This window comes from Sphaerochaeta sp., assembly GCF_050178175.1.
GTDB lineage: Bacteria > Spirochaetota > Spirochaetia > Sphaerochaetales > Sphaerochaetaceae > Sphaerochaeta.
In genome coordinates, this window is sequence record NZ_JBFXGH010000060.1 from 1 (window position 1) to 12,891 (window position 12,891).

Annotated in this window: 7 protein-coding genes; all 7 read left to right on the top strand. The window is 49.9% G+C overall.

Features of this window, described 5'->3' with window-relative positions; translation table 11 throughout:
• Positions 1-204: 204 nt before the first annotated feature.
• Positions 205-3,396, top strand: a complete 3,192-nt coding sequence (gene ygfK / locus AB7S66_RS07845) for a putative selenate reductase subunit YgfK (RefSeq protein ID WP_428518890.1) — start codon at positions 205-207, stop codon at positions 3,394-3,396.
• A 10-nt stretch (positions 3,397-3,406) separates the two neighbouring features.
• On the top strand, positions 3,407-4,729 hold the full coding sequence (gene ssnA / locus AB7S66_RS07850; protein WP_428518891.1) for a putative aminohydrolase SsnA: 1,323 nt from the start codon (positions 3,407-3,409) through the stop codon (positions 4,727-4,729).
• Between the two features lie 51 nt (positions 4,730-4,780).
• On the top strand, positions 4,781-5,995 hold the full coding sequence (locus AB7S66_RS07855) for a YgeY family selenium metabolism-linked hydrolase (protein ID WP_428518892.1): 1,215 nt from the start codon (positions 4,781-4,783) through the stop codon (positions 5,993-5,995).
• A gap of 310 nt (positions 5,996-6,305) precedes the next feature.
• Positions 6,306-7,694 (top strand): 8-oxoguanine deaminase, encoded by a 1,389-nt coding sequence (locus tag AB7S66_RS07860; protein ID WP_428518893.1) that lies wholly within the window; start codon positions 6,306-6,308, stop codon positions 7,692-7,694.
• On the top strand, positions 7,691-8,524 hold the full coding sequence (locus AB7S66_RS07865; RefSeq protein WP_428518894.1) for an FAD binding domain-containing protein: 834 nt from the start codon (positions 7,691-7,693) through the stop codon (positions 8,522-8,524). The genes AB7S66_RS07860 and AB7S66_RS07865 overlap by 4 nt, the downstream gene beginning before the upstream one ends.
• Entirely contained in the window at positions 8,521-11,400 is a 2,880-nt protein-coding gene (locus AB7S66_RS07870; RefSeq protein ID WP_428518895.1) for a molybdopterin-dependent oxidoreductase Mo/Fe-S-binding subunit, read from the top strand. Before AB7S66_RS07865 ends, AB7S66_RS07870 begins: the two co-directional genes overlap by 4 nt.
• A gap of 109 nt (positions 11,401-11,509) precedes the next feature.
• Entirely contained in the window at positions 11,510-12,709 is a 1,200-nt protein-coding gene (gene ygeW / locus AB7S66_RS07875) for a knotted carbamoyltransferase YgeW (protein ID WP_428518896.1), read from the top strand.
• The last annotated feature ends 182 nt before the right edge of the window (positions 12,710-12,891 follow it).

A 12,891-nucleotide genomic window follows, 5' to 3' on the forward strand; every position in this document is an offset into this window, starting at 1 on the left:
ATGCTATACTCATACCAGAAGAGACCCCTTTTTATATGTCTTTGGCAGTTGGAATATACAAAGGATTTCCAAGCGGCCATTCATCATTGGTATGAAATCCTTTGTTGCGAAATGTTGCAAAAAATATTGACTTCTCTTCAATCTGCATTAGAATGAGAAAGGGTCGGGTAGTGAACCCGGCGACACCTTTCGAAGGAGTGAGTAATGGGAGACATTATGCGCCCAGTTCCCTTCACGGAACTTATTAGCCGTATCGTTGGTGAGTACAGAAATCACCATACCATATTCGGTATTGCCGAAGAACAATTTTATCATGAGAGCGGCAAGCACAGCCTGAACGTATTCTCCCAGAGTTGTGCCACACCCTGCGGACCTGCTGCAGGCCCCCACACCCAGTTGGCCCAGAATATCATCGCAAGTTATCTTGTCGGTGGCCGATTCATGGAGCTGAAGACAGTCCAGGTACTTGATACCTTGGAGATTGAGAAACCCTGTATCGATGCACGGGATGAGGGATACAACGTTGAGTGGTCCAGTGAGTTTACCCTTCCCAAAGCATGGGACGAGTATGCAAAGGCATGGATTATCCTGCATCTGCTGGAAGCAGTGATGCAGAAAGGAAAGTTCGAGAAGCCTTCCTTTATCTTTAATATGTCTGTTGGCTACAACCTGGAAGGCATCAAGACAGAGAAGATGCAGAAATTCATTGACTCCATGATTGATGCTCGCAAAGATGAACGCTTTGCCGAATACTTGCAGGAGCTGGAAGCACTGGTCGAAGAGGGTTTGTTTGAAGGCACTCCTTGGGAAGGGCTCGAGAAGAAGGTCAAGGGAATCAGTGAGAAGATCAGCTGGAATATCAGCCCATCGACCACGCTCAGCACCATGCATGGATGTCCTCCAAAAGAAATTGAAGCCATCTGCAGCTATATGCTGACAGAGAAGAAGGTGGACACCTTTGTAAAGCTCAATCCAACCTTGCTTGGATTTGATACGGTTCGAAAAATCCTTGATGATCTCGGGTTTGATTACCTTACCCTCAGCAAGGAAAGCTTTGAGCACGACCTGCAATATCCCGATGCAATTGCCATGTTGCATCGTCTGGTTGACCTCGCAAGGAAAGAGGGCAGGGGCTTCGGTGTTAAACTGACCAACACCCTTGGATCAGTCAACGACCAGGGAGTACTTCCCGGTGGTGAGATGTACATGTCAGGCCGTGCCCTGCTTCCTATTTCCACGACTGTAGGACTCAAGCTCAGCAAGGAATTTAACGGAAAGCTTCCCATCAGCTATAGTGGTGGTGCCAATGCCTTTACGATCAAGGCACTGTTCGAGAGTGGTATCAGGCCAATTACCCTGGCAACCGATATGCTCAAGCCAGGTGGCTACACACGCATGAAACAGCTTGTGGAAATCCTTGAAGAGAGTGATGCCTGGAAGATGGATGGCATTGATGTCGGGAAACTCGAAAAGCTCTCGGAGGATGCACGAGCTGGCAAGTACGCAGTAACTGAAAAAGACTTCCGGGGAACTGATACCGTGAAGATTGGGGAGAAACTTCCCCTCTTTGATTGCTATGTTGCACCTTGCCAAACTGCATGCCCGATTCATCAGGACATACCTGAGTATGTCCAGCTTGTTGGTCAGGGACGTTATGGGGAAGCCTTGGCTGTCATTTATGACAAAAATGCCCTTCCCGCCATCACCGCTCACATCTGTGACCACCAGTGCCAGCTGCACTGTACCCGCATGGATTATGAGGGAGCGGTTCGTATCCGCGATATGAAGCGTATTGCAGTAGAGAACGGATTTGAAGAGTACAAGCAACTCTGGGAAGGCCCGACTGACAAAGCTGAAATCAAGGCAGCAGTCGTCGGGGCAGGTCCTGCCGGACTTTCTGCGGCATATTTCCTCGCAAGAGCAGGTTTCGATACCGCTGTCTTTGAGAGGGAAGAGAGCGCTGGTGGTGTGGTTCGCCATGTCATCCCTGGGTTCCGTCTTCCTGTGGAAGCTATTGAGAGCGATGTCGAATTCATCAAGGCTCATGGCGTACAGTTCAACTATGGCGTCGATGCAGAAAAGATGACAGTAGATGCGCTGCGTGAGCAGGGTTACTCTTACATCTTCTATGCAATCGGAAGCGAAGTAGACAATGATATCCCCTTGCAGGGGGACCGGAGCAGGGTAAGACCCTCTCTCTCCTTCCTCTCTGCATTCAGGAAAGACCCATCATCCATTTCCCTTGGCAAGCATGTAGTGGTTGTCGGTGGTGGAAACACTGCAATGGATAGCGCACGTGCCGCTACCAGGATCAAGGGTGTTGAGAAGGTTTCGGTAATCTATCGAAGGACCGAGAAAGAGATGCCGGCCGACCATGAAGAGTATGGGATGGCACAGGATGAGAATGTAAAGTTCATCTTCCTTGCAAATCCGGAACGCTTCGATGGTAATATGCTCACCGTGCGAAAGATGGAACTCGGTGAAATGGATGCCGGCGGAAGACGAAGACCCGTGGCGACGGAAGAGACCTTCACCATTGAAGCAGACACCATGATCACTGCAATCGGTGAACATGCCGATACAGAAAAGCTTACTTGGTATGGAGTGCCTGTCAACGAGAAGGGATGGGCCAAGGCAGATGAGGAGACCAAGGAGTCTGAAGTTTCGGATGTATACGTCATAGGTGACGCACAGAGTGGTCCTTCTACTGTTGTAAGGTGTATTGCTAGTGCTAGAGCGGCAGTTGAAGCCGCCATCGACAAGGTGCTTGGCCCTGAAGAGGAAGAGCACGAGCATAGTGACCATGACCACGAAGATGATGATGCATTTGAAGAAGAAGAGATGAGCGACGAAGAGAGGGTGCAACTCGAAAAGGATGAGAATGAGTTCTTTGCAGACATAACTGACAAGAAGAGCAAAATTCTCTCTTCGAAGGAGTTCGGTGACAAGGAATTTGCAGCAACTGAGGCTGCTCGTTGTCTGGAATGTTCCTACCTTTGTAATAAGTGTGTGGATGTATGTCCGAACCGCGCAAACGTTGCAATTGATGTAAGGAACCTTGGGCTGTTTGCAGACCCATTCCAGATTCTTCACCTCGATGCATACTGCAACGAGTGCGGCAACTGTGAAACGTTCTGTCCCTATGATGGCGGTCCTTATCGCAAGAAGTTCACCCTCTTCAGCCGAAAGGATGATTTTGAGAACTCAGAGAACAGTGGATTCTTCGCTGAAGGTGAGGATGTCCTGGTTCGCCTTGATGGCAAAATATACGAGTGTGAAATGGACGCAGACGGTATCCTGGTAGGGGAAGAGGAAGGCATCACTGATGAGGTTGCCGCCTTGATTGAAGAGGTGTTTACCTCATACAGCTACCTGCTTGGGTATGTAGAAGCGTAAGGAGGAACAAGTGGCTACAACGGTAATCAAACAAACCCGGATCATGCAGACCCAACCGCCCTTTGATGTGCAGGAAGGTGTAGATATAGTCATCGTCGATGATGTCATCACCAAGGTAGGCAAGGGTGCAGCACAGACGATACATGCAGATAAGGTTATTGATGGAAGGGGCAGGACCGTAATTCCTGGCAATGTTTGCTCCCATCATCACTACTATTCAGGGCTCTCCAGAGGCATGCTTGCCTCTGCGGGGCCCCAGACCGACTTCATTCAGATACTGAAGGAGTGGTGGTGGCGTATCGACCGTGCACTTGATGAGGAAGCTTGTTACTACAGCTCCCTGATCAGCTCGATCGACGCCATTGCAAGTGGTACCACCACCTGTATCGACCACCATGCAAGCCCCTCATATATTGCAGGTTCCTTGGATACCATTGCCAAGGGAATGGAAGAAGTTGGGGTGCGTGGAGCTACCTGCTACGAGGTCACCGATAGAAACGGTGGAATGAAAGAGGTTGAAGCAGGCGTCGAGGAAAACCTTCGTTTCGCCATGGCCGCCAAGAGCAGTCCACTGGTTAGAGGAATGATCGGGGGACACGCCCCGTTCACCATCCCTGATGCTGGATTGAAGCTTATGGGAGAGGCAATGGCAGAGACAGGTGCCGGTCTCCATCTCCATGTTGCAGAGGACAAGTACGATGTGGTGTACAGCCACCATAAGTACCATCTGGACATCGTTGACCGACTGGAAAAATTTGGACTTCTGACTGATAACTCTCTCTTGGTTCATGGGCTTTGGCTCAGTGAGGCTGAGGTGGAAAAGATCAACGCTCATGGTACGTTCCTTGCACACAATGGACGCAGCAACATGAACAACAATGTTGGTTACTTCAAGCAGATCCAGAAGGTTGAAAATCTGGTCATCGGAACCGATGGTTGTGGTGGAAATATGTTTGAAGAGCTCAAGATTGCATTCTTCAAGCATAAGGATCAGGGTGGTTCCTGGTGGCCCGCAGATTTTGTGACTGCCATGAGTCGTGGAAACCAGTTGGTTGAGAAGTATTTTGACGGGAAGTACGGTAAGGTTGCTGCCGGTTATAAAGCTGATTTGGCCATCTGTGATTACCATTCACCAACCCCGCTGGTAGCAGACAATGCTGCAACCCATTTTGTATGGGGCATGAGCAGCAACTGTGTGGAAAGTGTCATCATCAATGGAAAACTGGTGATGGAAAACCATCAGTTCCCAGGCCTTGATGTACAGAAGATCTATGACGAGGCAGCAAAAGTAGCCAAGCGCGTTTGGGATACCGTAAATACAATCGCTCCGTAACCGGTCCGATTACGACGAAGAAGAAATAGAGAACGAAAGAGGTAATGAAACATGACAATTCAAGAACAAATTAGGGCAAAGGCTGCCGAGTATCGTGACTACACGGCATTGAATCTCTCAAAGATGGTTCAGACCAAGAGCTATAGCTCCCAGGAAGAGGACGTATGTCGTCTCATCGTGACCCTTTGTGAAGAAGCTGGCTTTGATGAAGTGTATATTGATGGATTGGGTTCGGTAATCGGCCGCGTCGGCAATGGTCCCAAGAAGATTGCCTTCGATGCCCATATCGATACGGTTGAGGTTGGAAACCTGAAGAACTGGGATTTCGATCCTTTCAGTGGGGAGATCAAGGATGGAAAGGTCTGGGGACGCGGTTCCAGTGACCAGAAGGGTGGTGCAGCTTCCATGATCACTGCCGGGAGGATCCTCAAGGAACTCGGCTACAGTGGTGAGTATACCGTTTATTTCACATTCACCGTCATGGAAGAAGACTGTGATGGTATGTGCTGGAAGTACCTCATCGAGGAAGAGAACTTCAGACCCGACCTCGTTGTTTCAACTGAGCCTACATCATGCCGTCTCTATCGTGGACACCGCGGACGCATGGAGATCAGGGTAATCCTCAGGGGAATTTCCTGTCACGGTAGTGCTCCAGAGCGTGGCGTAAGTGCTGCCTACAAGGCTGCAAAAGCAGCTCTTGCCATGGAGCAGTTGAACAAGGACCTCAAGCCGGATGCAGAGAACTTCCTTGGGAAAGGTACCATCACCGTCAGCCAGATGGATGTAAAGGGACCAAGCCAGTGTGCTGTTGCTGACTATGCAATGCTCTACCTTGACCGCCGTCTTACCTGGGGTGAGGATGCAGACCTTGCAATCTCCCAGGTTCGTGAGTACATCAGCAAGGCAACCGGTGATGATCCAGAGTCAATCGTTGTCGAGATGCCCAATTATGAGAAGATTGGTTGGACCAAGAAAGAGTACTCCCAGGAGCTGTACTTCCCCACCTGGAAGATCGACGCAGATCACCCACTGGTAGAAGCTGGTGTTGCCAGCCATGAGGCTCTCTTTGGAAAGAAGCCCGTAGTTGACAAGTGGACCTTCTCCACCAACCTGGTTGCTACCACTGGTCGTCATAAGATTCCTGCTATTGGTTTTGGCCCTGGTGATGAGTCACAGGCTCATGCACCGAACGAGATCAACCGTGTGGATGACCTTGAGATCTGTGCAGCATTCTATGCAATGCTTCCCTATTCCTTGGAGAAGTAGTACGTAGAACAGTACTCGCTACATATGGTATACTACAGCCACAGGGATTGACGCCTTGTGGCTGTTTGGAGCTTATGGTGTTTCATTGTTTATCTCATAAGATAATGGTGAAGCACAGAAACTGGCCCGACAGGTGCAAGAGGGGCTCTGCCTGCAGGGTATATAGAAAGAACCAAGGTTGTGGAGTTGCCCCCTTCCTTCTCCACTCCTTCCTTGCGGAACTACCCGCATGCCGTCCTCATAAAGTATTGCAAGTGTAACACCGACGTCTATGTGTCGTGTCCTTGCAGGAAGAAGGAGATATACAGGCATGAGTTCCTCGCTTCTCTTGAAGAACATCTACTGTCTACAACCCACATTTGATGGGAAGAAATATTGGGGTGCCGATTTATTGATTGAAAACAACAAGGTCGCCAAGATTGCTCCTGGTGGTGGGCTGGCTGCTCCCGCAAAGGGTCGTACCATCGACTGCTCAAACCATGTGGTCATACCTGGTTTGGTAAACACGCACCATCACTTCTACCAGACATTAACCAGAAATCATCCTGCTGTGCAGAATGCAAAACTCTTTGATTGGTTGAAATTCCTCTATGAGGTGTGGAAATATCTGGATGAGGAAGCAGTCTACTACTCATCGATGCTTGCAATGGCTGAGCTTATGAAGACTGGTTGTACCCTCACCACTGACCACCACTACCTCTATCCCCGTTCTTTCAAGGGTGATCTGATGGGCTTGCAATTTGAGGCTGCAGACACCTTGGGAATGCGTTTCAGCCCCACGAGAGGTTCGATGAGCTTGAGCAAGAAGGACGGGGGACTTCCTCCCGACAGCGTCGTGCAGACTGAGGATGAGATCCTTGCTGACAGCGAGCGGTGCATCAAGACCTACCATGACAGTGCCCCGGATGCAATGCACAAGATAGCTCTCGCTCCCTGCAGTCCCTTCAGTGTCACCAAGGATTTGATGACAAAGACCGCTGAACTCGCAAGGAAGTATGGTGTACGACTGCATACCCATCTCTGTGAGACCTATGACGAAGCTGATTTCTGCCAGGAGATGTATGGGATGCGTCCTGTTGCTCTGATGCAGGAGTGTAACCTTATCGGGGATGATGTCTTTTATGCACATGGTATACACTTCAATGATGAAGAGTTGAAAATCCTTGCAAAGACGGGTTCCCATATTGCCCATTGCCCGTCCTCGAATATGCGCCTCGGTAGTGGTATCTGCCGGGTCAACGAGATGTTGCCTATGGGTATCAATGTATCGATTGCAGTAGATGGAAGTGCCAGCAATGACAGTTCCGATATGCTTGGTGAGGTACGTCAGGCAATGCTCTTGCAACGGGTGAAATATGGTTCTGATGCACTGAGTGCCAATGAGGCATTCACCATGGCAACAGAGAACGGTGCAAAAGCGCTCAATTTCTCGAACGTTGGCCGCCTGGAAGAAGGGTGGGCTGCCGATCTGGCGATTTTTGATGTTTCCAAATTGCCCTATGCGGGAAGTCAGAGTGATCCGGTCGCAAGCTTGCTTTTCTGCGGTACCAATCACAACACTGACTATACAATCATTAATGGAAAGGTTGTAGTCGACCACGGGCAGCTGGTTGGATATGACGAGCAGGAACTTGCAGACAAGGCAAATGCCATCAGCAAGCGCATGATGGGCCAAGCTGCCAAAGAGGAGGCTGTATGATACAGGAATATCTCATAGCGAATACTACTGAAGATGCTCTGAACAAGAAGCGCTCAAATACCAAGAGTGTGTTTTATGCTGGGGGGACGGAGATCAACCGTCTTCATTCAACCGTTGAAGGGCGGACTGCAATTAGCCTCTCCAAGCTTGGTTTTGATACCATCTCAGATGAAGGCTCCACCATCAAGATTGGTAGCATGGTGACGTTGCAACAGTTGATCGAATCGCCGCTGGTCCCTTCATGGCTCAAGGATGCTGCTCATTTTTGTGGTTCCTTCACCAAGCGTAATATGGCCACCATCGGAGGCAACCTAGCCCTGATGAGTGACCACTCCTATCTTGCTCCCGCATTGCTTGCAAGTCGTGCTCGGCTTCTTACGGCCAACCTGACCGAGAAGGGAGTATACAGTGAGGACAATATCCCCATCCGTGAATACCATGCCTATCATAAGCAGTTTGCTGGTACCTTGTTGTTGGCTGTCAGCCTCTCCAAGGATGACAGGTATGTGGGAACCTTGCGTTATGCAATGAGCAGCCAGAACCGTGCAGCGGTGACCGTTGGATTCAGTGCAACAAAGGACAGTGAGCAGGTCATAGACCACGTACGGGTCTTTGTTGCTGTGCACGGAAAAGGAGTACAGCGACTGGAGAAGGTGGAGAATTCCATCGAGAACGGTGAGTTGACCACAAGAGAGGATGTACAGCTTGCTGTACGGCATGACATCGTGGTCGTGGATGATATGACAGGCGGCTCCGATTACAAGCGCTATATAGCCAGTGAAGGGGTGGGGCAACTCTTCTCTGCATTTCTCCAAGGAGGTGCACAATGAACAAGATTGTCTGTACCGTTAACGGTAAGAAACATACAGTAAGTTGCAAGCAGTCAGAAAGCTTGCGTGAAATGCTCGTTCGGCTGGGGTATACCAGCGTACGTGACAGTGACGATAAGGAAGGTTTTGCAGGCAGTGATACCGTTATTTTTAATGACGTTCCTGTTTATGCCAATTTGATGTTGGCACTCCAAGCCGAGGGTGCTGAGATCAAGACCGCTGAATCGATGGGTACCAGCCGTAACCTGAATGTCATCCAGCAGGCCATGATCGATGCAGGCGTCGTACAGAGTGCTTACAATGCACCTGCAGCAGCATTACTCCTGACTTGGTTGCTTGAACATGAGAGCAATCCCACCAAGGAACAAATCAAACAGGTACTCAGTGGTATCTTTATCCGCGATGCAGGCTATGAACACTACTATCTGGCAGTGAAGTTGGCTCAGGAAAGAATGAAGGATGGAACATACAAGAGTGAAATTTCTCCCTCCTTCAGAGATGAGCTGACCTATGTTGGAAAGCCCATGGGAAAGATTGATGGACCGCAATTGGTTGCAGGCGAAGCGAGCTTTGTTGAGGACAGGGTTTTGCCGGGTTATCACTCCATGGTGATTCTTCGCAGCCCATATGCCCATGCTTACATCAAGAAGATCGATACCAAGAAAGCATTGGCAATGGAAGGTGTGGTTACCATCATCACCCATGAGAACTGCCCTGATGTATTCTACATGCAGGCTGGGCAGGGAAATCCAGAACCCAGTCCACACGATCGGAGATTGCTCAACCGCAAGGTTCGCCATGTGGGTGACCGTGTAGCTGCAATCGTTGCAGAAACCTATGAACAGGCAGTTGCTGCTCGCTCTGCAATCAAGGTGGAGTATGAGGTACTCAAGCCAGTATTCACCGTCGAGGAAGCAATGGAAGAAGGAGCCCCTCTTGTTCATAATGGGGTGGTAGAGTATCGCAGTGGTGCTCCCGAGAATTTGGAAGAGTACAACAGGGATGCCGACCCCAGGGATGGGAAGGTCGTCTACCAGTTCCCTCTTCATGGTGATATCAGAAGAAATATTGCCTCAGCAGCACATGGCCAGATTGGTGATATGGAAAAGGGGTTCAAGGAAGCCGATGCTGTGGTCGAAAGGACCTACCAGACCAGTCAGATCCAGTGTACTCCCCTTGAGCCGCACCTTGCCTACGCTAGGATTGATGGTGGAAGATTGGTTATCCACGCCTCCACCCAGGTTCCCTACCATGTGAGAAGAATTGTCTCTTGGGTCTGTCAGATTCCTGAAAACAAGATTCATATCATCAAGGAACGTGTTGGTGGTGGATATGGCAGCAAGCAGGATATCCTGGTGGAGGATCTGGTAGGATATGCCACTTGGATTACCGGAAAACCAATCTACTACCGCAATACCCGTGAGGAAGAGTTCATCGCAAACTCCACACGTCATCCGATGCGGATGACGGTCAAGATGGGTGGAAAGAAAGACGGCACCATTACCGCAGTCTACATGGATGTAAGGGCCAATACCGGACCGTACGGCAACCACTGTCTTACGGTCCCGATGAATGCATGCAGCAAGACCTTGCCTTTGCTCAAGTGTGACAACATGAAGTTTGATGTAATCACCTATTACACAAACATTCCACCGACAGGAGCCTACCAGGGCTATGGAGCTCCCAAAGGCACATACGCCCTGATGACCTGTATGGCAGAGCTTGCAGACACGCTGGGAATCGATTACTACGACATGGCCATGAAGAACAAGGTTGAACCGGGCTACATGCTTGAGATTCTCAAGGGTCTGGGAGAAGGACGTGAAGGAAATGTAGTGCCTGTCGGTTCCTGTGGTTTGGAACAGGCACTCACCCAGGGTGCAAAGATGATCGAGTGGGGCAAGAAGGTTGAATCCAAGGACCCGGACTGGAAAATCGGCAAGGGTTTTGCCATGATCCAGCAGGGAAGCGGGTTGCCAGGGCTGGACCACTCCAATGCATGGGCTAAACTGCTGACTGATGGAACATTCCAGATCTTCAGTGGTGGTGCCGATTTGGGTACCGGGTTGGATACCATCAGCGCTAAGATGATCAGTGAAGCCTTCTGTGTGCCTCTGGACAGGGTGACGGTTACCAGTGGTGATACCGACAGTTGTACTTTTGACACGGGTGCCTATGCTTCCAGTGGAACCTACTTCAGTGGTGGTGCAAGCTACAAGGCTGCACAGGACCTGAAGAAGAATCTGCTTGATGAGGCCGCATACCAGATGGGAGAAAAAGCAGAGGACTTGATCCTTCGCGCTCCTGGTGAGGTATACAGTACCAAGAGTGGCAGGACGCTTGACTATGCAAAGCTCAGTCATGATGCACTTACCGGAACAGGTCGCGGTCAGGTGATGGGAAAAGGTTCCTTTACAACCGACCATAACTCAATCCCCTATGGCGCTCACTTTGTGCAGGTAGCAGTAAACGTCAGGACTGGCCAGGTCAAGGTACAGAAGTACTATGCCCTGCAGGATGCCGGTACCCCGATCAATCCGGAATTGGCACTCTGTCAGATGTATGGTGCCGCCCTCAAGTCTGTCGGGCATTCGCTCTATGAGCAGATGCTCCTCGATGAGAATGGTGTCTGTATCAATGCAAATCTGAGTGAGTATGGAGTCCCCATGATTGATGAACAGCCAGAGGACTTCAAAGCGGTTCTGATCGATATCAATGATGAGGTAGGCCCCTATGGAGCCAAATCCATCAGTGAGATTGCAACCAACGGAGCAGCTCCAGCTCTTGCCATCGCCATACACGATGCTGTGGGGGTTTGGATGCGCAGCTGGCCGTTCTCACCTGAGAAGATCTTGAAGGAGCTTGGTAAGATTTAACGGAATCTTGCAACAAACTGCAACATAAATCTGGACAATGGGACACTGTCATGGTATAGTGCCCCTGTCTGGATTTTTTATGATTCAAAACATACGGAGGTTTCCCCACATGAAGGACAAAGCCACAATCAAACAGATGATCGAGGAACTGAAAACCCTCAAGACTGACAACATGTATCTCAACGACTTTTTCCATACCTGGAAAGAGAGTGATGACGAAATTGCTGCCGTTTTTCAGGTAGCAGAAGTACTGCGTGCATTACGCGAGAACAATATTTCCACCAAGGTGTTCGACAGTGGACTTGGAATCTCCGTTTTCCGTGACAACTCCACAAGAACACGCTTCAGCTTTGCAAGTGCTTGTAACCTGCTCGGCCTTGAGGTCCAGGATCTTGATGAGAAGACCAGCCAGATTGCTCACGGAGAGACCGTTCGTGAAACCGCCAACATGGTGAGCTTCATGGCTGACGTCATCGGTATCCGTGACGATATGTACATTGGCAAGGGCCATACCTACATGAAGACTGTTGCCAAGGCTGTACAGGACGGCTATGACGATGGAGTACTCGAGCAGAGACCCACCTTGGTCAACCTGCAGTGCGATATCGACCATCCAACCCAAAGCATGGCTGACATGCTGCACGTGATCAATCACTTTGGGGGTGTTGAGAACCTCAAGGGTAAGAAAGTTGCCATGACCTGGGCTTATAGCCCCTCATACGGTAAGCCGCTTTCTGTTCCCCAGGGTATCATTGGACTGTTCACCCGCTTTGGCATGGATGTCGTCCTTGCCCACCCAGAAGGGTACAATGTAATGGCTGAAGTTGAAGAAGTCGCTGCAGAGAATGCCAAGAAGAGCGGTGGTTCCTACAAGAGAGTGGATTCCATGGCTGAAGCATTCAAGGATGCCGACATTGTATATCCCAAGAGCTGGGCTCCCTTTGCTGTTATGGAAGAGAGAACAAAGATTGTCGAGCAGGGTGACCAGGAAGCATTGAAGGCTCTGGAAAAGACCTGTCTGGCAAACAATGCCAAATTCAAGGATTGGACCTGTACTGAAGACTTGATGAAGACCACCAAGGACGGAAAGGCTCTCTACATGCATTGCCTGCCTGCAGACATCACCGGTCTTTCCTGCAAGGAAGGTGAGGTTGAAGCTTCCGTATTCGACAGGTATCTGGTACCCCTGTACAAGGAAGCCAGTTACAAGCCATACGTCATTGCTGCCATGATTTTCCTTGCCAAGTTCCAGAATCCTTCTGCAAAGCTGGAAGAGCTGCTTGAGGCTGCTGTAAAGCGCATCAAATAATCAGTATTTCACAGGTGTCTAGGGGTTTTGAGCCGGGAGAGATCCCGGCTCAACTGATGTGCGCTCGGTATGAGTATTCACTAAAGGGTGAAAGTCCCTAGTACGGGTGATAGCGCCAAGTACATAGCCAAGAGCAAGGGTGTCCTTCGTGAGGAGGAATCTGAAGAAAGCTGGAGGCAAAA